General features: G+C 39.6%; 17 protein-coding genes. 4 read left to right on the forward strand and 13 right to left on the reverse strand.

The features are described from left to right. Nucleotides 1–41: 41 nt before the first annotated feature. The 10 genes from OCU77_RS17620 to gcvH all read right to left on the reverse strand — a co-directional run bounded on the left by OCU77_RS17620 (nucleotide 42) and on the right by gcvH (nucleotide 13,208). On the reverse strand, nucleotides 42–947 hold the full coding sequence (locus OCU77_RS17620; protein WP_048900301.1) for a hypothetical protein: 906 nt from the start codon (nucleotides 945–947) through the stop codon (nucleotides 42–44). 29 nt (nucleotides 948–976) lie between these two features. After that, a complete protein-coding gene (locus OCU77_RS17625; RefSeq protein WP_048900302.1) occupies nucleotides 977–1,873 on the reverse strand; it encodes a hypothetical protein in 897 nt (298 codons plus the stop codon). Nucleotides 1,874–1,896: 23 nt separating this feature from the next. After that, on the reverse strand, nucleotides 1,897–2,817 hold the full coding sequence (locus OCU77_RS17630; protein WP_146156705.1) for a hypothetical protein: 921 nt from the start codon (nucleotides 2,815–2,817) through the stop codon (nucleotides 1,897–1,899). A gap of 8 nt (nucleotides 2,818–2,825) precedes the next feature. Beyond that, complete coding sequence (locus OCU77_RS17635; protein ID WP_053111908.1) at nucleotides 2,826–3,731, reverse strand: hypothetical protein; 906 nt, start codon at nucleotides 3,729–3,731, stop codon at nucleotides 2,826–2,828. A 23-nt stretch (nucleotides 3,732–3,754) separates the two neighbouring features. Beyond that, on the reverse strand, nucleotides 3,755–4,684 hold the full coding sequence (locus tag OCU77_RS17640; RefSeq protein WP_261856009.1) for a hypothetical protein: 930 nt from the start codon (nucleotides 4,682–4,684) through the stop codon (nucleotides 3,755–3,757). After that, nucleotides 4,669–8,082: a T6SS effector BTH_I2691 family protein gene (locus OCU77_RS17645; RefSeq protein ID WP_107303179.1), complete on the reverse strand. Its 3,414-nt coding sequence runs from the start codon at nucleotides 8,080–8,082 to the stop codon at nucleotides 4,669–4,671. The genes OCU77_RS17640 and OCU77_RS17645 overlap by 16 nt, the downstream gene beginning before the upstream one ends. After that, the gene (locus OCU77_RS17650) at nucleotides 8,075–8,980 is read right to left on the reverse strand and encodes a DUF4123 domain-containing protein (RefSeq protein WP_048901034.1); all 906 of its coding nucleotides are present in this window, start codon (nucleotides 8,978–8,980) and stop codon (nucleotides 8,075–8,077) included. Before OCU77_RS17650 ends, OCU77_RS17645 begins: the two co-directional genes overlap by 8 nt. Next, nucleotides 8,970–9,467, reverse strand: a complete 498-nt coding sequence (locus OCU77_RS17655; protein WP_048901033.1) for a PAAR domain-containing protein — start codon at nucleotides 9,465–9,467, stop codon at nucleotides 8,970–8,972. The genes OCU77_RS17650 and OCU77_RS17655 overlap by 11 nt, the downstream gene beginning before the upstream one ends. Before the next feature lie 316 nt (nucleotides 9,468–9,783). Next, a complete protein-coding gene (gene gcvP, locus OCU77_RS17660; RefSeq protein WP_107303177.1) occupies nucleotides 9,784–12,663 on the reverse strand; it encodes an aminomethyl-transferring glycine dehydrogenase in 2,880 nt (959 codons plus the stop codon). 167 nt (nucleotides 12,664–12,830) lie between these two features. Continuing rightward, nucleotides 12,831–13,208 carry a glycine cleavage system protein GcvH gene (gene gcvH / locus OCU77_RS17665; RefSeq protein WP_048901032.1) on the reverse strand — a complete coding sequence of 126 codons (378 nt, stop codon included), beginning with the start codon at nucleotides 13,206–13,208 and terminating at the stop codon, nucleotides 12,831–12,833. Between the two features lie 535 nt (nucleotides 13,209–13,743). Here gcvH and OCU77_RS17670 point away from each other — a divergent pair. Next, nucleotides 13,744–14,370, forward strand: a complete 627-nt coding sequence (locus OCU77_RS17670) for a helix-turn-helix domain-containing protein (RefSeq protein WP_048901031.1) — start codon at nucleotides 13,744–13,746, stop codon at nucleotides 14,368–14,370. A 543-nt stretch (nucleotides 14,371–14,913) separates the two neighbouring features. Next, entirely contained in the window at nucleotides 14,914–16,032 is a 1,119-nt protein-coding gene (gene gcvT, locus OCU77_RS17675) for a glycine cleavage system aminomethyltransferase GcvT (RefSeq protein ID WP_048901030.1), read from the forward strand. A 288-nt stretch (nucleotides 16,033–16,320) separates the two neighbouring features. Here gcvT and OCU77_RS17680 read toward each other — a convergent pair whose 3' ends face one another. Together OCU77_RS17680 and OCU77_RS17685 are read right to left on the reverse strand one after the other, a co-directional pair. Then, a complete protein-coding gene (locus OCU77_RS17680; protein WP_160314743.1) occupies nucleotides 16,321–16,485 on the reverse strand; it encodes a hypothetical protein in 165 nt (54 codons plus the stop codon). A 701-nt stretch (nucleotides 16,486–17,186) separates the two neighbouring features. Further along, the gene (locus OCU77_RS17685; protein ID WP_048901029.1) at nucleotides 17,187–17,498 is read right to left on the reverse strand and encodes a hypothetical protein; all 312 of its coding nucleotides are present in this window, start codon (nucleotides 17,496–17,498) and stop codon (nucleotides 17,187–17,189) included. A 287-nt stretch (nucleotides 17,499–17,785) separates the two neighbouring features. Between OCU77_RS17685 and OCU77_RS17690 the strand changes: the two genes are divergently transcribed. After that, nucleotides 17,786–19,267, forward strand: a complete 1,482-nt coding sequence (locus OCU77_RS17690; RefSeq protein ID WP_162845639.1) for an META domain-containing protein — start codon at nucleotides 17,786–17,788, stop codon at nucleotides 19,265–19,267. A gap of 161 nt (nucleotides 19,268–19,428) precedes the next feature. On the opposite strand, the gene OCU77_RS17695 is transcribed toward OCU77_RS17690, so the two are convergent. After that, nucleotides 19,429–19,764, reverse strand: coding sequence for a hypothetical protein (locus OCU77_RS17695; RefSeq protein ID WP_048901026.1), 336 nt, complete (start codon nucleotides 19,762–19,764; stop codon nucleotides 19,429–19,431). A gap of 219 nt (nucleotides 19,765–19,983) precedes the next feature. Here OCU77_RS17695 and OCU77_RS17700 point away from each other — a divergent pair, with 219 nt between their 5' ends. After that, complete coding sequence (locus OCU77_RS17700; RefSeq protein ID WP_048901025.1) at nucleotides 19,984–22,071, forward strand: TonB-dependent siderophore receptor; 2,088 nt, start codon at nucleotides 19,984–19,986, stop codon at nucleotides 22,069–22,071. The last annotated feature ends 67 nt before the right edge of the window (nucleotides 22,072–22,138 follow it).

A 22,138-nucleotide genomic window follows, 5' to 3' on the forward strand; every position in this document is an offset into this window, starting at 1 on the left:
TTTTCTTTTTCAGTTACTAAGGTTTGGCTATGGATTCGTATTTATACATCTTTAGTAAATACATCGTGTGTCATTTCTAGGGTTTCTTTATTTATAGTGACACGGTTAAGCGGAGTACCTAATTCTCTGGATTTTTTGTGTAGGTTTACGCTAGACTCATAATCTTCTGATTCATAGTATTCGACGTCATAACCCACCTTTTTATTAATTAAGTTAATTACTTCATCCATCTTTTCACGGTCATAGAGGTATAAGCTAACACTTGATGTTTTTTCATAAACATATGCGTATTCGTTATCACACCTTGATACTTGTTCTTTTATTATTAATTTAAGCTCATTCTCATCATTTATCCTTTGAATATAGAGTATCGAATTGTAAGGTATTATATGGTATTTGTTTCTTCGTTTTATATTTATCAAATAAAAGCTCGTTAGTGCAAACCCGCCTGCACCAATAAAAATAATTGGCCCGAAAAATAGCGCAAGAAAAATACAAGTAATTGACCCTAACCACCCAACTAGCCTCGCAACTTTGAAAGAAAAATCGGGTTCGTTTTTATAACTTTTTACTGCAATAAAGTTATCGTTAAACCGATAGAAGTAAAGGAATTCGGCAAATGTTGACCAAGCCACATATCCTGCCATAAGGGCAGGGATAAGAGATATGAAATACATTCCGTCCAATGATGGGATAACATTACCCCAATCTTCTTTTAAAAAACCACCTATTCCATACATAAATAAAAAACCAAATATTCCAGCCATTTCTCGCAAGTATCTGAAAGGACCATAGTATGGAGCATCCCAATTGAGCTTGTTATTTGAGGATGCTACTTCATTAAATTGTGAATCGAGTAATTCATCAATTACGTCAACTGTCGGGTTTGTTTTCACTGTTTCGATAAAGTCATCAGTGAGTTGATAGCTTAAAAAATTTGGTTTCATAGTCTCTTTATTAACAATTGTTATCAAACTTATTTAGTAAATACATCGTGTGTCATTTCTAGGGTTTCTTTATTTATGGTGACACGGTTAAGCGGGGTGCCTAATTCTCTGGATTTTTTGTGCAGGTTTGGACTGTCTTCTTCACTGTCAGATTCTAAGTATTCAACCTCATAGCCAACTCGTTCATTGATAAAATTAATAATTTCTTCCTTAGGTCTTCCATTTAAATAGAGCTGAATCGAAGTTGTATATTCATATGCTTTAATATGAATCCCATCATCATTAAATACCTGTTTTTTGAATAAGATATAGATCTCATCACTCTTTTTTATATAATTAATGTAAAGTATTGAATTGTAAGGTGCGATTAGGTAATATATGTCCCGTTTTATATTTATCAAATAAAAGCTCATAAGTGCAAACCCGCCTGCACCTATAAAAATTATAGGTCCTAAAAATAACGCGAGAATAATACAAGTAATTGAGCCTAGCCACCCAACTAGCCTCGCGATTTTGAAAGAAAATTCCGGCTCGTTTTTATATCTTTTTACGGCGATAAATTCATTATTAAATCGATAGAAGTACAAGAATTCGGCAAATGTTGACCAAGCCACATATCCTGCCATAAGAGCCGGAATTAGAGAGAGAAAAAACATTCCATCCAATGATGGGATAACATTACCCCAATCTTCTTTTAAAAAACCACCTATTCCATACATAAATAGAAAACCAAATATTCCAGCAATTTCTCGCAAGTATTTATGTGGACCATAGTATGGAGCATCCCAATTCAGTTCACTATTTTCTAATTCTACTTTATTAAACTGGGACCTGAAAAATTCATCAGTTGTTTTAACTGTGGGATCTGATTTTACAGCTTCAATAAATTCATCGGTGATCTGATAACTTAAAAAATTTGGCTTCATAGTCTCTTTATTCACAATAGTTATCACACTTCTTCAGTAAATACATCGCGTGTCATTTCTAGAGTGTCTTTATTTATGGTGACACGGTTAAGTGGGGTGCCTAATTCTCTGGATTTTCTGTATAGGTTTACGCTAGACTCGTCATCTTCTGATTCATAGTATTCAACGTCATAACCCACCTTTTTATTAATTAAGTTAATTACTTCATCCATCTTTTCATGGTCATAGAGGTATAAGCTAACACTTGATGTCATTTCATATACATATATGTATTCGTTATCACACCTTGCTACTTGTTCTTTTATTACTAATTCAAGTTCATTCTCCTTATTTATTTTTTGAATGTATAAAATTGAGTTATATGGGACTATTTGATAATATGGTTCTCGCTTCATATTTATTAATGAAAAGCTAGCTAATGCGAACCCACCTGCACCAATAAAAATTAATGGACTAAAGGCGATTGCCAAAATAATACAAGTTATAGAGCCTACCCAGCCTGTAATGCGTGCAATTTTATAATGAATTTCTGGCTCGTTCTTATACCTTTTAACTGCGATGTAATTGTCATTGAAACGATAGTGAAATATAAATCCGCTGAATGTAGACCATGTAGCGTATGCCATAATCGACGAACATACGATTGAGGTGAAGTACATCCAATCAAGTGACGGTATCATATTACCCCCTCCATCTTTAAAAAATCCAAAAAGGAAGTACATCATTATAAACATGCCTATTGCTATATACTCTCGAATATAGCTAGAAGGGCCAGGGTAGGTAGCATCCCAATTTATTCTATGTTGAATTGATTCGACTTCATCAAATTGAGAGTCGAGTACTTTATCAATAGTCTGGGCGTTTGGATTAATCTTAAAAGCGTCGATATAACTATCTGTAAGTTGATAGCTGAAAAAGTTAGGCTTCATAGTCTCTTTATTCACAATGGTTCTCACACGTCCGCAGTGAAGATATCGTGTGTCATTTCTAGGGTTTCTTTATTTATGGTGACACGGTTAAGCGGGGTGCCTAATTCTCTGGATTTTTTTTGTAGGTTTACGCTAGACTCATCATCTTCTGATTCAAAGTATTCAACGTCATAACCCACCTTTTTATTAATTAAGTTAATTACTTCATCCATCTTTTCATGGTCATAGAGATATAAGCTAACACTTGATATCATTTCATACACATATATATTGTTGTTATCTTCTCTAAAAACTTGTTTTTTTATTATTAAGCTGATCTCACTTTCTTTTTTAATTTTTTGGATATATAGAATGGAGTTGTACGGCGCTATTTGATAATATGGTTTTCGCTTCATCCCTGTCATTGCAAAGCTGGCTAATGCAAAACCGCCAGCACCAATAAAAATCATAGGGCCAAAGAATAAAGCCAAAACTATACAAATAATTGAACACACCCACCCTGTAATACGCGCAATTTTGTAATTTATTTCAGGCTCATTTTTATATCTTTTAACCGCTATACAGTTTTCATTGAAACGGTAGTAATATATAAAGCCGCTAAAGGCTGACCATGTCGCGTATGCCATGATCAATGATGTTGTAATTGAGAGGAAGTATTCAAAATCAAGAGAGGGTATTAAATTAGCACCATCAGGTTTAAGAAAACCTAAAACACAATATCCTATAATAAAAGTTCCTATTGCTATACACTCTCGAATATAGCTAGAAGGGCCAGGGTAGGTAGCTTCCCAATTTACTATACTATTATTTGATTCAGCTGAATTAAATTGAGTGCCTAGTAATTGATATACAGCATCTATATCTTGGTTAGCTTTTACAGTTTCTATATAATCGTCTGTCAGTTGGTTTGTATAGAAGTTAGGTTTCATAGTCTCTTTATTCACAATAATTATCACACTTCTTCAGTAAATACATCGTGTGTCATTTCTAGAGTGTCTTTATTTATAGTAACACGGTTAAGCGGAGTACCTAATTCTCTGGATTTTTTGTATAGGTTTACGCTAGACTCGTCATCTTCTGATTCATAGTATTCAACGTCATAACCCACCTTTTTATTAATTAAGTTAATTACTTCATCCATCTTTTCATGGTTATAGAGGTATAAGCTAACACTTGATGTCATTTCATATACATATATGTATTCGTTATCACACCTTGCTACTTGTTCTTTTATTACTAATTCAAGTTCATTCTCCTTATTTATTTTTTGAATGTATAAAATTGAGTTATATGGGACTATTTGATAATATGGTTCTCGCTTCATATTTATTAATGAAAAGCTAGCTAATGCGAACCCACCTGCACCAATAAAAATTAATGGACTAAAGGCGATTGCCAAAATAATACAAGTTATAGAGCCTACCCAGCCTGTAATACGTGCAATTTTATAATGAATTTCTGGTTCGTTCTTATACCTTTTAACTGCTATGCAATTATCATTAAAACGATAGTGAAATATAAATCCACTGAATGTAGACCATGTAGCGTATGCCATAATCGACGAACATACGATTGAGGTGAAGTACATCCAATCAAGTGACGGTATCATATTACCCCCTCCATCTTTAAAAAATCCAAAAAGGAAGTACATCATTATAAACATGCCTATTGCTAGATACTCTCGAATATAGCTAGAAGGGCCAGGGTAGGTAGCATCCCAATTTATTCTATGTTGAATTGATTCGACTTCATCAAATTGAGAGCCGAGTACTTTATCAATAGTCTGGGCGTTTGGATTAATCTTAAAAGCGTCGATATAACTATCTGTAAGTTGATAGCTGAAAAAGTTAGGCTTCATTTTCTTTTCTAGATTATTAGGCATTGTTTATCTCCTATAAAATGATATTCACCAGCTGGTTTTCCATGTAAGAACAAACAATAGTCAATATTTTTCTGTTCTTGAATTTTTTTAATATGAATATCTATCTCATCATCGTTAAGTGCTGGGATTGGAGTTTCTACATCAGTAAACATCGTATAGTCAAAAACATAACGATAAGTGACTATCTTGAACAGTTGACTGTTTTCATCTGGTGTGAAAGGAAGGTTAACCTTTATATCGAAATCTTGATTTTTTTGTGAGAAATTAATTTTTAATGTATATGTGTGTATGTTGTTTTTTGAATTAATACGGTCTTTTACCTTTGTCCATATTCCATGATTTGAAACTATATTTCGTGGCTCAATAAAATTTAAATCGACATACTCAGGATTTATCTCATGGGATAGTTCAAGTTTTAAAGTAATTCCGATTATTTCCTTTCTTATTGCAGGGTATGATTGACCTGAGTGTATTATTTCTGTGTGGTGTTTTGCTGTTAACTTCGGCTTTAGTGTGATTTTATATAATGCTAACAGGGCGTTAATAACACCATCAGAAGTATCTATTGACCAATGAAGGTTTGGTTTGCTTCCCCATGCAGTTTGCTGTAGCCATTTTTGGTAATCATCTTTTCTTAGGGCATTAAGGGTTATGGTGGCAAAAATATATGCAATACCAGCTATGAGGCCTATTATTGCTACTATAGGGCCGGTGAATACTCCAAATGTAAAAATGCCTTTGAACAGGCACGCCCCTAGTTGGACGGCTGACACACCAAATGACAAAATCAAGCTTGTAATTTTTAAACCGTTTAGTATTTTAACTGTATCGCTAGATGCTTTAAAGTCATTGTAAGTATAATAGAGCTCACTACCGATTGCTAATAAACTAAAAACTGTAACTAAACGTGTTATTTTTAAATATTTACTTATGTTTTTCAGCTCTTTTGGATTAGCTTTTTTAATTAAGAATCTTATTGATTTTTGATGAAATTTCTTATCATTCTTTATTGTTATGTTACTCCACGCTTTTGCCTGAAAGATAGAAGAAAATGCACTTAATGAATAACCAATTTTTTGTAATATTTCGACTCGCTCGCGTTCTGATACCACTCGCTTTGCTTGCATAGAACTGAAGGCTAGCTTTAGGTCGTACACATTGAGTAAAAATACCATAAAGCCAAAACCACCTAATCGATTGTACGAATTAGATGTAATAGCTACGCCCATCTTTATCTTGTTTTTTATATCAAGACGGAAGTCTTTAGATAGGTCATCGATGTTGTCTTTCGCTAAATAAAAGACGGAAGGATTATCGTAGTAAATGTCATTTAAGTCAGACAGTTTTGCTTGTGCAGCACGCTGGAGATCTGTCATTTTCCGTTTCTGGGTTTCTATCTGCTCGCTATCAATTGAATCATCCATCCCTGCAATGGAAATGTCGTGCATACGCGACGCTTTTAGATGTTGTGCTTCTAGCTCTAAATACCTTAACTCTTGTGAAGCTGCATTATATTTGGCGCTCCATTTTTTAATTTCATCTGCGTAGTGTGGGTTTGTACGAAGGTTTGTATTAAGGGCAACTTTTTCAGCAATAATATTGAAGTGTATGAAATTATGGTTATTTGCAAGTATAAGTAATGATGAACTTTTATGAGCAATGCTTGAAATAGCACCTTCTGAAATCACTTTAACAGATTCGCTGAATACGGTTAAAACATTTTGTAATGGCGCCTTCAAGTCTTTGAAAAATTTCGTATCTTGTATGGTTTTATTTGATAAAAAATCGTCGATTGCAGTAAGCGTGTTTGCTGCATCGTCATAATCATTGCCAGTGAGATAGATGCTTGGTTCTGGTAATTCTTCTTGGATGGCTTGGTATAGTGCTTTACTGTAACCAGACAAATAGAGAGGCATGAGTGTTTTTGGAGAGTCAAACTCATTTTTTAGCCATTCAACGGCTTTATCGTCTAATGCTTTACTCATAGACTCGATGAGAAAGTAGTTAATTTCACTTAAGAAATCTTGCCCTTCGCGCGTTTCATTATCAACAAAGCCACGTTCAGGGTGCCACCCAAATGTGCGACATGCCGCTTGTAGTTGTGAGCGGTATCTTTCTACGCGTTTTGCTTGTGCTTCTAGAATAGGGAGATCGTTTTGAGCGTACTCATCGATATCTGTAATCAGCGCATCTTCATTGATTTCGTCTCGCCATTTTTTAGTGTCTTTCCAGCGTTTAAAGTTATCCTCATTGTTTGGTTCAATACCACGGTATTTTTGTTTTAAATTATCCTGTTGCGCGGTTAGTTTTTCTTTTAATCGTTCGTGGTGAGATAAATGGTAATCGTAACTGCCATCATCAATAAGGCTTTGCTTATCTCTTATGAGTATATCGCTATGATCTTGTACTGCTTTTTTTATGTTGTAGTATTCTGATAAGAGCTGGTGATATTGTTTTTTCTCTTTCAGTGTTTTTATTGATGTAGGGTACTGCGTGTCTTTAGGTGTATTGAGCCCGATGACTTGTGCAGTCGTTTCGAGTAGGGCGTGTTTATGGCCTTTTTCATCATTAAGGGCTTCAAGTACAAATAATTCTCGGGTTAATGCCAAGCTTAAATCTTGTAAATCGGTATAAGGGTCATCCAGAGCGACAAATAATGCAGATTTCACGTCTGCCATTGCCCCAGTAACTGTACCTTTTGTTATTACGGGTTTGATTTCTGTTTGAGTGCTTTCATCTTCTGTTTCTGTCGTTTGGGATTCTGCTGTTTGCGCCATATGGCCTTCGAAAAGAAGGGTATCAGAAGCACTTTCGCTAATATCTGCAACAGCCTCGGCTATTTTCTCGGCTTCACCTGCATGGCTTGCCTGAAGAGTGCGACAATACTGATTTAGCGATACGCGCCTCATCCAACTCTTGCTGTTTGATTTGTTTTCAAGCACAAAGTTAAATAATCGCCAGCTCCAACGTTCTTTCGACCAAGCAATATAGAGCGTGTTTTTTTGATGATAGGTCAGAAATGGGCTTTGGCTCCCCGGAGCGCCACGATCTGTTTTACCTTTTTCTTTAACCCATGACTCTAAGTTGTACTTAATGAAATCACTGCCTTTTACTTCATATTCATGAAAGGTTTTATCGTAATCGGCAATGACATATAACCAGCCATCTCTTAATTGGCGTAGGGTATAGTCTGATTCGATAAGGTTGCGTTGGAAAATCCCGTTACCTTGCCACTGTTCTGGTAAGCCGAACTTGCCTTCACCGTTATCATCTTCTTCATCAATCGCATAACGGACAGGCACAATATCAACCCCTAACGGCTGCATCGGACACTGACCAGAAAGTGCACCAGCTTCATCTTGTGATTGATTCGAAGCGTTGTCATTTGCGTTAGTCATTTGTTATCCCTTGAGCGCATTGCTCCTGATGATGTTGCCCCTGATGATAGTAATGAGCCAATTCTGCGGCTTTTTCTGCTCTTTGCTCTGGGGTTAACCTGCTTGTCTTAGTCAGTAACTCATGAATATCTTGGTAGTGTTGGTGTTTGATAACACCTTCGCCTAAATAGCCAAGTACGTTAGTAAAAAAGAAAGTCGATCGTTCGGAAGTAAAGCCAAGCTGTTTGGCTAATACGATGAGCTGGTGCGTGGGTGTTCGGTTCACATCGGCGTACCAGTCTGGAAAATAGGTATGAATATGATGGTTTAATTTCTGAATGAACCTTGTCATGGTGATATTAGCTAAAACAGTGAGATCTTGCTCTGTCAGATAATATTGAATTTTTATTGGTTTCGTTTTTTCAATTTGCCATGATGTGAGATTAATAGAATCCCAGTTATTGTTTGTATAAAACCATGCTGTATTTACAGGTTGTGCAAGCTTGTTTTCACCCTCTTGGTAATGTGATTGAAGTAGGGCACTTGCTACTCTTGGATCATGAAAACGAAAAATATATTCACTATTATCAGGGTGTTTCACAAATAATAAAGAATGGAAGTGTCTTAATACTTTTTTATGTTTTTGATTAGAAGTAAATAGCCATGCTGCGTTATCGAAATACTGATTATCGATAGCCCAGTTGATTAATACTGACGGTTCTGTTGGTGATATTTCGACTAGCCAAGGTGACATCGCACTAAGGTGATGAAGCGTAGTACTTTGATACACAGGCGTAGCATTTAAATAGCCCCCAAGCTCGTTGAGTTTTTTCTCTAAGTTTGTAATAAGGCTGGCATCAAGCAAAATATAAAGGTGTTCTGCTTCAGTGAGGGTTAAAAAATCAAGGTTAGTTGGCATTGCTGTCAGCCTCTTGATTTTCTGTATCTTGACAAACTTGGCAGATCCCTTGTGCTCTTTCTGCGGCACTGTGTATTGCTGCCATCTGTTGTGGAATGATAATAGGCGTGCTCGAAGAGCGACCATCAGAGCCTGAACTTTCACTTTCTGAACTACCGCCATCAGAGCTTGTTGTTGCTGGAGGAATTACAATGCCAGCGTCACCAATAAGCACGCTACCATCGCCACCTACTATAACGCCATTATGTGAGGTTTTATCTCCCATCCGAGCAGCAGGTTTGCCATTTATGAAGACGGATGCTGACCCTTTCGCAATAGAGTCGGGAGGCCCTATGCACATCATCATGTCACCCACTCTTGCCGCGGGGAGACCGCCAATAAATACATTGGGCGATCCAGCAACGATTGGTCCTCCGACATGAGGGATCTTTCCTGTTTTGTCTGGGCAGGTATGATGATCTGAAATTCTTGCCGCTGGCTTTCCCATAGTTCCTTCAGATATTAAATTTGTTAATAATGGAAGTTGAATGCGTAACTTTAATTAAGGCTGCGAATATAGGGTTGAGATGCACATTTTATTGTTGCTTATCAGTGCTTTCATCTGGCTTTTTTAATTACAGGGCAGACAACAATAAAATAGCTGTAACAATGTAATTGATGGTTTTATTAGAACGATTTACTTGGATGTGAGGTGATGAAGTGTGAAAGTAATATTGAGGTTGATGTGAAAATAAAAAGGCGAATCATACGATTCGCCTTTTATTATTGAGTTTATCGTTAAGGTTTGACCTTAATATTGACGATTAATCTTCAATATAACTCTCGATACTTGGGCAAGAGCAAATTAGGTTACGGTCACCAAATACGTTATCAACACGGTTTACTGTCGGCCAGTATTTCGCATCTTTAGTTTGAGCTGATGGGTAACATGCCACTTCACGGCTGTATGGGTGTGCCCATTCTTGTTCTAGCAGATCCACTTGGGTATGCGGTGCATTTACCAGTGGATTATCTTCAAGTGGCCATTCACCTTCTTGTACACGGGCAATTTCTTGACGGATAGCAATCATCGCATCACAGAAGCGATCAAGTTCAGCTAAATCTTCTGATTCAGTTGGTTCAATCATCAAGGTTCCCGCAACAGGGAATGACATGGTTGGTGCGTGGAAACCAAAGTCCATAAGACGCTTCGCCACATCTTCTTCAGAAATACCCGACGCTTCTTTGATTGGGCGAATATCGATAATACATTCGTGCGCGATTCTGCCTTCAGTACCACGGTACAGAACAGGGTAGTGTGGGCGTAGACGCTCCATCACGTAGTTTGCGTTAAGGATAGCCAGCTTAGTGGCTTCGGTTAGCCCTTGTTCGCCCATCATTGCAATGTATGCGTAAGAAATTGGTAGGATGGATGAAGAGCCCATGTTAGCCGCAGAAACCGCATATTGCTGCTGATCATTTTCAGCATGCTCAACGTGACCTGGAATGAAAGGTGCTAGGTGAGATTTCACACCAATAGGACCCATGCCAGGGCCGCCGCCGCCGTGAGGAATACAGAAGGTTTTGTGTAGGTTAAGGTGTGATACATCTGAACCGATAAAGCCAGGGTTAGTTAAACCAACCTGTGCATTCATGTTCGCGCCATCAAGGTAAACCTGACCGCCAGCTTCATGTACAAGTTCACACACTTCACGTACAGCTTCTTCGTACACGCCATGTGTAGATGGGTAGGTGATCATGATGCATGATAGGTTTTCGCGGTGTTTTTCAATCTTCGCTTTTAAGTCTTCAACATCGATGTTGCCTTGGTCGTCACAACCGACAACAACAATTTTCATTGAAACCATCGCCGCCGATGCTGGGTTAGTACCGTGCGCAGAGCTTGGGATCAAGCAGATGTTACGGTGGCTGTCACCATTGGCTTGGTGGTAACGCTGAATCGCGATAAGGCCTGCGTACTCACCTTGTGCGCCAGAGTTAGGCTGTAGCGAGAATGCATCGTAGCCGGTTACTTCACACAGCATTTTAGATAGGTTAGTGGCGAGTTCGTCGTAACCTTTGGTTTGGTCTGCAGGTGCGAATGGGTGTAGCGCACCAAATTCAGGCCATGTCACAGGGATCATTTCGGCGGCTGCATTGAGCTTCATGGTACAGCTGCCTAGCGGGATCATACCGTGCGTTAGCGAGTAGTCTTTGTTTTCTAGCTTTTTCATGTAACGCATCATTTGCGTTTCACTGTGGTAGCTATTGAAAACAGGGTGAGTTAAGTATTCGCTAGTACGGCGACAGCTTTCAGGAATAGCAGCATATTCGTCAGCTGCAATGTCAGCCGTGAACATGGAGGCTTTTAATTCATTGCCTGTCAAAATGTGAAGCAGCTCTTCAACATCTGCCACTTTGGTGGTTTCATCAAGGCTAACACCTAGCTGAGCATCGGCTTTACGAAGGTTAATGCCTGCATCGAGTGCTTTTTGGTAAAGCTCTGCAGTTTTCTTACCCGTGTTTAGCGTTAGGGTGTCGAAGAAGCTTTCGTGCGCGAGATCGATGCCTGAATTACGTAAACCAGCAGCAAGAATTGCCGTTAAGTGGTGTACTCGACGGCCGATTTTACGTAAGCCTTCTGGTCCATGGTAAAGGGCATAGAAAGCCGCCATGTTAGCCAGTAGTGCTTGTGCTGTACAAATGTTTGATGTCGCTTTTTCACGGCGGATATGTTGCTCACGCGTTTGCATAGCCATACGCAGTGATTGGTTACCTTTGGCATCTTTTGATACGCCAATAACACGACCCGGCATCGTACGTTTGTGCTTGTCTTTAGTAGACATAAAGCCAGCATGCGGGCCACCAAAGCCCATAGGTACACCAAAACGTTGTGCGCTACCCACAACCACGTCTGCGCCCATTTCGCCTGGCGCTTTTAGAATGGTAAGAGATAGTAAATCAGCAGCTACAGTAACAAGTGTTTTCTTGGCGTGTGCTTTTTCGATGATTCCAGTAAGGTCTTTTATTTCACCCGTTGTACCAGGGTATTGCAGCAGCGCACCAAATACATCGTGGTTATCAAGTTCTTCTGCGCTGCCTGTGATAATTTCAAAGCCAATGAATTCAGCACGTGTACGAACAACGTCGACGGTTTGTGGGTGAATGTCATTTGAGACAAAGAAGGCTTGGCTTTTGTTTTTACCTGCACGCTGACAAAGGGTCATGGCCTCAGCGGCTGCGGTTGCTTCATCAAGTAACGAAGCATTGGCGAGTTCCATGCCTGTTAAGTCCATGATCATTTGTTGATAGTTCAACAGTGATTCAAGACGACCTTGAGAGATCTCTGGCTGGTAAGGCGTGTAAGCCGTGTACCAACCTGGGTTTTCAAGCACATTACGCAGAATAACGTTTGGCGTAAGTGTATTGTAATAACCCTGACCGATAAAACTCCGGTTGATGATGTTTTTACTTGCGATTTTTCTCAGTGAAGCAAGCATATCTGCTTCGCTTTGAGGCAAGTCAAGCTGCATTGGCTCTGGTAAACGAATGTCAGCAGGGACAGTTTGTTCGATCAGCTTTTCAACGCTTTCAACGCCAATGGTTTCAAGCATGATTTTTTGTTGTGCTGAGTCTGGGCCATTGTGACGACCAGCAAAATCGTTGTCATCACTGAGTGCATGTAGCAGAGTCATATCGGTCATGGTTCTTTCCTGAACAGTTGCTACCAGTATCGTGAGCTGATACTGGCTGGATAATCTTAAATTAATACCTGAGTTACACCGGTGAAATACAGCTCAGAGTGTTATTTACGAGCAGTATTTACTGTGTGTTGGTATAAAAACGGCTTTCCGAAGAAAGCCGATACGCATTAATCTTCGATAGTCTCTAAGTATTTTTCACCGTCGATAAGCTTAGCAAGCTCTTCAACGTCTTCAATTTTGATTTTTGCAATCCAACCGCCTTCGTACGGTTCTTCATTGACTAGTTCTGGGCTGTCTTCTAGCTCTTCGTTGATTTCAACAATTTCGCCAGTCACTGGTGCGTAAATGTCAGAAGCTGCTTTAACAGATTCAACAAGCGAGAAGGTTTCACCTGCTTCTGTTGAATCGCCAACTTCAGGAAGATCCACGAATACCACATCACCTAATAGGCCTTGAGCGTGGTTAGAAATACCCATAGTGATAGTGCCGTCACCGTTATCGCGTACCCACTCATGGCTTTCAGTGAACTTCAGTGTATTTTCCATTTATAACTCCTTGCGCAATCTATCCGCTTTCAATGTTTGTATCTGCGTAAAAGCATTCACGCCGACTTAATATTTTTAGGGTGTTGAGAACAGCTTAATAGCACCTAACAAGTGCGTAACATACAACGCTATAGAGAGGTTATCAAACGAAAATTTCCAATAGTGTATTATTGCCCACTTTAATCTTTGAATTTTTTAGCAAACGTTTGCGTCACTGTTGGTGTTTGGTTATGCTTTGGTTGATTTCTACGCAGTAAATACACATGCGATAGATGAAACATTTTGAGTTCAAATTGATGTGCTAGGCTGAATTACAAGGCTCTACGGCTGGCTTTTTCATTGGTAATGGGTGCCAGGTAAAGAGGGTGGGTCAGAAAGGAATGTACTGTAGAGGCAAATGGGAAAGATGAGTTTCCAATAGGAAACTTTGTTGTGATTCTGTTAGTGAAGTCATAGTTTTTATCCCCTAAAGTGGTTTAGTTTTATGCTCACTATGACAGAATGAAGCCAGATTATCGCCAAGGAGGGGGACGTAATGAGTGAGGATGCTCAGCAAGATATTTACCCATCAATGACGGTTGCCCGCGAGTGTGAGTCGACCAAAATTGAGCCTTTACAGTTGGGTAAGCGATTAAAAGAAATTCGAATGTCGCACGGTTTGACATTAGAAGAAGCCAGTAAAAGAACGGGATTAGCGCGTTCAACACTTTCTAAAATTGAAAACGAACAGATTTCACCAACTTTTCAAGCGATGCAAAAGTTGGCTGGTGGCTTAAATGTTGATATGCCTCAGCTTTTTGCACCTCCTCGCCAAACAAGAACAACGGGGCGACGTGATGTTACGCTGGCAGAACGAGGTAAACCACACCCAACGTCGACATACGAACATGAACTACTAGCAACCCAGTTAACCAATAAAAAAATGATGCCATTTAAGTCGCAAGTACGTGCTCGACATTTTAGTGATTACCCTGACTGGATTCGTCATGATGGGGAAGAGTTCTTGTTAGTATTAAATGGTGAAATTACATTTTTCTCTGAATTTTATGAGCCAGTCAATTTAACCGAAGGTGATTCGGTTTATTACGATGCCAATATGGGGCATATGCTGATTTCAGTGAGTGAGAAGGATGCCAACATCTTATGGGTGACGGCCTCATAATGACTAGCTCTTAGTATTAATCAGCGGATACTTTTAAGCATTTCAGAGCGCAATCAGGCTAGAAATATAGTGAATAAAAGCCAAGTGTTTCTTTAGGGTTCAATCTAGCGGCTAGCAAGACTGAAAGCTGTTTGTATATTTGAAAACATGATGGTTTGAGTGCTTTACTGAAGCCTTGCTTATGACAAGACTATCCAGATAATTGACTTTTCACCCATTAACAACTTTGTAATGCTAAATGTTAATGCTTTGATGTTTGCAGTTGTGTTTTATTAGCGTTGGTTTTTAATGTTTAGGTGTGAGGATTCGATCACAAAACTGTTTCTCAAAATTTGCGCTTTATATAAGACAAAGCCTCTTATATATGTTTTGGGTGTGATTTGCGGGGTAGAGCATCAACAAAAATTTAAGAGGCTTTTGATTGAAGCCTCAGCGATACGTGACCTTGCGGCTATAACGTAAGGCAGTAAGTGTGATAAGTGGCGAAACCACTTCACATAATGAAATGGATAACATGGCCGCACGGCCTACGGAGAAAGAAAAATGTCTCAAGATCTTCTGGTTACACCGCTACACGCTCTTCATATTGAAATGGGCGCAAAAATGGTACCGTTTGCAGGCTATGATATGCCTGTACAGTACGCTCTTGGTGTACGTAAAGAGCATTTACATTGCCGTGAGCATGCGGGGTTATTTGATGTATCGCATATGGGACAAGTTCGTCTTCATGGCGCTGGTGCTGCGAAAGCGATCGAAGCATTAGTACCTGTCGATATTATTGACCTACCTGAGGGTAAACAGCGCTATGCTTTCTTTACTAATGAGCAAGGTGGCATCTTAGATGATTTGATGGTGACTAATTTTGGTGATCATTTGTTTGTTGTCGTTAATGCTGCATGCAAAGAGCAAGATATCGCACACATTCAAGCGCATCTTCCTGCTGATGTTGAGTTGGAGATTATCGAAGATCGTGCATTACTTGCTTTGCAAGGGCCAAAAGCTGCCGATGTGTTGGTGCGTTTGAATCCAGCGGTCAGTGACATGGTATTCATGGATGCGACGAAGATCGAGCTATTGGGTGTTGAGTGTTACGTGAGTCGTTCAGGTTATACTGGCGAAGATGGTTATGAAATTTCAGTGCCAAACGATAAAGCGGAAGCACTGGCTCGTGAGTTACTTGCGTTTAGTGAAGTAGAGTGGATTGGCTTGGGGGCGCGTGATTCACTGCGCCTTGAGTGTGGTTTGTGCTTATATGGACACGATATCGACACAACAACCACACCTGTAGAAGCAAGCTTGTTATGGGGTATTAGCAAAGCGCGTCGTGCAGACGGTGAGCGTGCGGGCGGTTTCCCTGGTGCAAACTTGGTACTTGAGCAAATCAAAACCAAAGATGTTGCTCGTAAGCGCGTTGGTTTACTTGGTCAATCAAAAGCGCCTGTACGTGAAGGCAGTAAATTATTCGATGCAGCCGATAACGAAATTGGTATTGTCACAAGTGGTACATTTGGGCCTTCAAAGGGGTCACCTGTAGCAATGGCTTACGTGAAAACAGATTGTGCAGTGATTGGTACTGAAATATTTGCTGAAGTACGTGGTAAGAAACTGCCGATGACAGTTGAAAAAATGCCGTTTGTACCGCAGCGTTATTACCGCGGTTGATTCATAAGTTTCATGAATGAGAATTAGCAGAAGAGGGGCGTTTAACGCCTCTTTTTTGCATTTAAACATTATTGTGTATTAGGTCATAACACGATATTAGCTTTGTATAGAGCTAATGATAAGCACGATAGTAAGTGTAGGGTGCTGATGAGGAGAATAGATAGGAATTGGCACTGTGATTGCTATAGCTATTTATATAGACTGTTACGAGAAGGAGAATAAAGTGAATACTGTAATAGCCGAAATTACTGTATTCACTCCTTCATTAACTGACGAAAAGCTTTATATTTAAAGTGATACATTTTTGTACGCCGATTTAAACATAAGCTGAAAACCGTCTTGGGTTAGGTCTTTCGCACTGATTCCAGCTTCTTTTAAACGGCGATAGCACTCACCGAGCGCAGCGATTGTTGCTTCTTGTTGTTGCGCTTTTAGTTGTCTTCTGTTCATCATATGTTCTCTCTGTGTTATTCGTAATGAGTTGAAATTATCTTTTGTGTCATGATTAACTCTTTCGCATGAATGTATGCTGAATGGAGAACATAATTCATACATATAGAGCAATAAGCTTTAAAAACTAGCGTGGCATGAACTTAGATTAGTTATTAACTAAAATGTTAATGTCAACGAAGTGTCAGATTTTTATCAAAACAAAAAATAAAGCCAAAATTCAGCAAATATCATTTAGAGTTGATATCGAGCCTTTTGCCCGCTCGCTATTTTTATGAGCAATTTCTTGATGTTATTTATTCTTGTTTCTGTTCGCCTCTATCATCTTTCAAAAGTAAAAATGCGTCACTATGCAGAAGATGTCTTTTATGCATTATGGTGATTAAGATCCAAATAAAATAATGATTAAAGTTGATTTTCGCTTTCATATTGCGACTTGCTAGAGATGGAGGGGATGAATTGATTTCGTTCACAATGCATAGCTATTGTGAATACATGCTTTTTTAGGGTGATTAGCTGGTGTTCATCATTAAACTTGCTAAGTCAGTACGAACAGTACCACTAAAAAATTAATACTCATTGAGTAATGAGCGAGGCGCGTACCAGAATGAAGGTGGTATTCTTAAGCTTCGTTTAGATGGGATAGGTACGTGCTATTTGAAATTAACCGCGCCTATCGTGCAGACGCGGTTTTTCCAAAGGTGTTACTTGTCTCGTTGGATATAAGTAACCTTACTGAGAGATTGGCCGCTATTGTTATCAGTCGCAGTGAATTTTACAGTCTGAGAACGAATTTGAGGAAGCGACACAAATACGCGTCCATACTCGTCTGTTTTTGTACTCCCTAAGCCATGAATATTAGTGGTAACTGTCGCTCCTTCGACTCCTTTACCGTTTTCACTGACTGTAATCCATGCACCATCATTAACAGATGACACATTCATACGGTATTCAGCGGCAGCGGTAAATGACATGGCTAACCCTGCCATAAGTAGACTAGCTTGAATAATTTTCATAGTTACCTCGTCTTCTCGTTATACACGGAATCCTATTAATTGTGGCAGTAAAATCCTCATATGGCAGGTCATAATTATTCACTTTTATAATATTTAATTTAATTGCTATTTTCGGTGTTAATGCATGAGCGTAGATTCTTGTATAAAGTATTAAGAAGGGGAAACACGCTGTATTAATTGACTTCTAAGAGCGTTAAGATTGGGTAATTACACTGTTTACTCAAGTTTCATATGAATGAAATTTGAATAAATATTTTATGTTAATTTATCTTGTTTTAGGAATGAGCATGAAGAATTTGACTTATTTACCATTGATACTCGTTGCTAATTTTGCTGTTGCACATGATGCTAAGCCGAGTTTTGAGTGCGCTAATGCTTCCGGTGAAGTAGAGCATTTAATTTGTAATGATCAGTCATTAGCAAAGCTCGATTTGCAAATGAATGCTTTATATAAAACGGTATTGTCTAGCCTTTCTATTGATAAACAAGCGAATTTTAAAGCCTCTCAGCGAGGCTGGATCAAAGGACGTAATGATTGTTGGAAATCGGCGGATGTTTATCAGTGCACGAAAAATAGCTATGCATTGCAAACAGAAACCTTGGCAGAGAAGGGAGGATTGCTCGTAAATGACACCCCGACCTATTACCAATGTACTGGCGGCGTACACCCTGCGGTTGCAGTACGCTTCTACCAAGTCGACAATCAAGCAAAAGCGATACTCCACTATGGGCTAGATAATGAATTGTTAGATGTAACCGTAAGTGCCAGTGGCGCTAAGTACATCAATGATAGTGCTAGCTTTTGGTCACATAAACAAGAAGCAACAGCAAAAGTTGGGCAGGATACTCTTAGCTGTAAACTTGTTAATAAAAAGCCTAGTCCAATGATCTCAGCACTTGATCTAGCGAATTTACAGCAGGCTGAAATTATAGGGGTGGGTGAGGGGAATGAACCTAAACGACTATGGCGTGGTATATGGGGAGAAGATTGGCAGAGCCCAAGTTCTTCAAATGCCGATGACGGTTATTACAAAGTGTCGCTAACCTTTGCAGGAAATCTCGCGGCTTATGGTAGCGTGATGAACAATCAAAAAGTTCAAGCTGCTGTGATCACCGACTTTCAAACAAGTGGCTCAGGACGTTTTTCGTATCTATCGCTATTCGATGAGCACTTCGATGCGGAAGGTTATGGCGAAGCGAATAATGTTGCCACTGCGCTTATTGGCGATCGTGTTCAAGTCGTCGATCTCTATGTTGAGCCACCATTTATTGTCGTGAAATCTATTCAGGCGGGTGAACAAGATCCAATGTGCTGTGGCGGTGATTTTGTGACGCAATTTTGGCGATATCAGAACGGTAAGCTAGAGCAAGATACGAGTAAGCTGCAACGTAGCCGCATTAGTTTGGATATAATCGCAGGGAAAACCTGGCATTTGATGCAGAAAGGGTCGTTACCTGCGTCTAAAACGCCCCTTTCTGCGAGTACTTTGAAGTTTGAGAAGGGGCAGTTTGTTGGTTCGACAGGCTGTAACAACTACTCTAGTAAAGTACAAAGCTCAGAAGGCAAAACAGAGATAAAACTCGCTACAATTGGTACAACGCGCAAGGCATGCCGAAGTGATGCGGCTCAACAGCAGGAAAAACGGTTCCTTAAAGCGTTATCCAAAGTGGATCGCTATGGTTTTTATGCAGGGCAGCTACAGCTGTTTTTCGATGATGCAGGTAGCTCAAAAGTTTTGGCTTTTGAAACTACAAAAGAAAAGCCGTAGTCACGAATTTTTTCGGTGAGTTTTGATTTGTCGATAGATAAAATCGCCCAATGTGTGATGCATTGGGCGATTTTTTTCGATATTCACTGAGCCCCTTAATTGTTAAGACTTAAACTAGTTATTCAAAGCGTTAAAAGCGTAGTGCAATAATAGAATAAGAGCTAGGTAATGGGAGGGCACTTGCATTTGCATGGAATATTAATATTTTGCCCACTAATTGTTACCGTTGACTGCTTCTTATCACTTAATATGACGTTGTAGCTTTCTTTAGGAGGTGTGAATTCATATTCCATGTAGTCATTTAGCTTCCCCTTCTGTAAATGTTCGCCATTGAGCCTTACTATCTCCACCGTAAATTCCGCTACATCATGTTCTGATAGTACTTCACATAAAACAGTCTGATCGCAAGTTCCCGCACAACTGAAATCAATAGTCTCAGCGAGTAATGGTGCTGATAATAAACCAGAAATTAGCACCTTAAGGGTAAGATAACGCATGTTAGTACCTTATATATTGATGATGTATATGCATGTTTGTTTAGAAAATCATAGTGAAAGATGACGCAAGTAAAGAATGTAAATAGCTATGATTCTCAATCACGAAATCTCTGGTTTTACGTTATACCAAGTGTTATAAAATAACAAGGTTTGACGTAATGCTAATTGTTTTCATTTGCGTCAGGGTTGAAATGCAACACATGAAAAATTTGGGGAAACATGTTCACGATTAAAAAGTCGGCTATGTTGGTCGCTTCGGCATTCAGTTCTATGGTTGTTTACGCTCATCAAGATGCAGTTCAAGAAGAGAATATGACTGTGATGGGGACTCAGCATGGCTACCAAGCTGATAATATCTCGGCAATGAAAATGGAGATGAATCAGCTAGATACACCAGGTTCAATCGCAATTTATGACGAGGCACTGATTGAAGAGCAGGGGGCTGCTACATTAGGGGATGTTTTAAAGAATGACGCTAGTATATCTGCTGGCAATACCCGTCGAAATCGTGAACGCTTCTACATGCGTGGTTTTGAATTGAATCCAGATCAAAGTTATTTACGTGATGGTCAATTCCATTTAGCTAACTACGCTTTGCCATTAGAGCTATATGAGCGTGTTGAAGTATTAAAAGGCCCGTCGTCGCTGCTTTACGGTAAATCTACACCGGCAGGAATGATTAATTTAGTCACAAAAAAGGCGCATGGTGACTTCCACCTTAATCTTAGCCAAGAGCTTGGTGCGTATAACCATACCAAAACAACACTGGATGTGGGTGGGGCATTAAATAGTAATGAAACGCTCCGCGCGCGTTTAATTGGCTCAACTGCAAAGAAAGAGAGTTACCGTCGTCATAAAGATGGTTCAGCACTTGAAAGTGAGCGTATGGTAGGTGCTTTAATCCTTGAAGCTGATCTTGGTGAGCGTGGTACGGTTCGCCTGAACTACGACCGAACGCAAGACGATGGTCATATCGATATGGGCTCTGCGTTTTTTCAAAATGGCGACCTAATCGGTACCAAAGAGTTCGTATGGGATATGCCTTGGGCGAAGCGTCATAGTACGGTTGAAAATTATGGTGTGAATCTTGACTTTGAATTGTCGCAAAGCTGGATGTTAACCTCGGGTTATAACCGCCAGAATGTTGATCGCCGTACCATTGAGAGCAACTGGGGTAAGGTATTCAACGAAAGTTCAAAAAAACCGAATTACGATCCCAACACTCAAACTTGGAAAGTCATGGCACGTGATACGTTCGATACTTATAAAGTCGATACTGCTTACCTCGATTTTAAAGGTGAGTTTGAGTTAGCAGGTATGCAGCATAAGTTGCTGGTTGGCTCTAGTTATATTGACTACAAGAGGACGGAGCAACAAGATAAAAAGGGGAGTATTGGTAAGTTAAGCATTAACGATAATAAGGTTATTGCTAAGCCAACGGATCTTGATTATCGCAAAGGTAAGGTTACGGGGTTTGAACGCCAAACCCTTGGTCTTTACGTGCAAGATTATGTTGAGTTTAACCAAGAGTGGCATGCACTCGCCGGTGTTCGCTTTGATCAAGAAAAGACCAAAGATGAAACGCACAATAATGTGTTGCCTAAATTTGCAGTGATTTACCACCCTTCCGATGATTCTTCAGTGTATGCAACTTATTCGCAGAGCTTTGAGCCAAAAGATCCAGTTGCTGCGAAATATAACAATGCAGGTGAAAAGTTGGATGCTGAACGAGGAGAATTGTACGAGCTAGGTGCAAAGAAAACGTTCTTTGAAGGCTTAATGCTGGTATCGGGTGCGTTATTTAATATAGAGAAGAACAATCTTGCTTACGATGATCGAAGCACGAATACCATGCATCAAGATGGTAAAGTGCGTCACCGTGGTATTGAATTAGCAGCTGATGGCCAAATGACAGATAGCCTATCGTTATCATCAAGTTTGATGTGGTTAGACGCCCGTTATCTAGATCATCCACGCCTTGAAGGTAAACGTGCAAAGGATGCTCCGAAATTTGCGATGGGCGCTTGGGCAAATTACCAAATTGATGAGAAGAACAACTTTCACCTTGGTGCGCGTTATGAAGGCCAGAAGTACGGTGATCCGTATGAGAAGTTCTCTAAGCCTGCATACACACTTGTTGACCTAGGCTATACCCATCGCGTAGCACTTAGTGATGATCTAGATGGTTTAGTGCGAGTGAATGTAAATAACCTTTTCAATGAACAATACTTGCGTGGTGGTTGTAACCACAATGCAATGTATGGTGATGACCGTACAGTAAAAGCAACGTTCCAGATTAATTTATAATTATCGCGATGAAAACATGGCCTGCACAAGTAGGCCATATTTTTAGTTAACTACGACTTGCTATAAG

Origin of the sequence: Photobacterium swingsii (assembly GCF_024346715.1) — a bacterium.
Taxonomy (GTDB): domain Bacteria; phylum Pseudomonadota; class Gammaproteobacteria; order Enterobacterales; family Vibrionaceae; genus Photobacterium; species Photobacterium swingsii.

Excerpts from the sequence above, each read along its gene's own strand:
- OCU77_RS17690 (WP_162845639.1), top strand. The coding sequence starts at position 17,786 with ATGAAGAATTTGACTTATTTACCATTGATACTCGTTGCTAATTTTGCT.
- OCU77_RS17685 (WP_048901029.1), bottom strand. The coding sequence starts at position 17,498 with ATGAAAATTATTCAAGCTAGTCTACTTATGGCAGGGTTAGCCATGTCA.
- OCU77_RS17635 (WP_053111908.1), bottom strand. The coding sequence starts at position 3,731 with ATGAAACCTAACTTCTATACAAACCAACTGACAGACGATTATATAGAA.
- gcvP (WP_107303177.1), bottom strand. The coding sequence starts at position 12,663 with ATGACCGATATGACTCTGCTACATGCACTCAGTGATGACAACGATTTT.
- OCU77_RS17655 (WP_048901033.1), bottom strand. The coding sequence starts at position 9,467 with ATGGGAAAGCCAGCGGCAAGAATTTCAGATCATCATACCTGCCCAGAC.
- OCU77_RS17650 (WP_048901034.1), bottom strand. The coding sequence starts at position 8,980 with ATGCCAACTAACCTTGATTTTTTAACCCTCACTGAAGCAGAACACCTT.
- OCU77_RS17695 (WP_048901026.1), bottom strand. The coding sequence starts at position 19,764 with ATGCGTTATCTTACCCTTAAGGTGCTAATTTCTGGTTTATTATCAGCA.
- OCU77_RS17620 (WP_048900301.1), bottom strand. The coding sequence starts at position 947 with ATGAAACCAAATTTTTTAAGCTATCAACTCACTGATGACTTTATCGAA.
- OCU77_RS17680 (WP_160314743.1), bottom strand. The coding sequence starts at position 16,485 with ATGATGAACAGAAGACAACTAAAAGCGCAACAACAAGAAGCAACAATC.
- gcvH (WP_048901032.1), bottom strand. The coding sequence starts at position 13,208 with ATGGAAAATACACTGAAGTTCACTGAAAGCCATGAGTGGGTACGCGAT.
- OCU77_RS17625 (WP_048900302.1), bottom strand. The coding sequence starts at position 1,873 with ATGAAGCCAAATTTTTTAAGTTATCAGATCACCGATGAATTTATTGAA.
- gcvT (WP_048901030.1), top strand. The coding sequence starts at position 14,914 with ATGTCTCAAGATCTTCTGGTTACACCGCTACACGCTCTTCATATTGAA.
- OCU77_RS17670 (WP_048901031.1), top strand. The coding sequence starts at position 13,744 with ATGAGTGAGGATGCTCAGCAAGATATTTACCCATCAATGACGGTTGCC.
- OCU77_RS17700 (WP_048901025.1), top strand. The coding sequence starts at position 19,984 with ATGTTCACGATTAAAAAGTCGGCTATGTTGGTCGCTTCGGCATTCAGT.
- OCU77_RS17645 (WP_107303179.1), bottom strand. The coding sequence starts at position 8,082 with ATGACTAACGCAAATGACAACGCTTCGAATCAATCACAAGATGAAGCT.
- OCU77_RS17640 (WP_261856009.1), bottom strand. The coding sequence starts at position 4,684 with ATGCCTAATAATCTAGAAAAGAAAATGAAGCCTAACTTTTTCAGCTAT.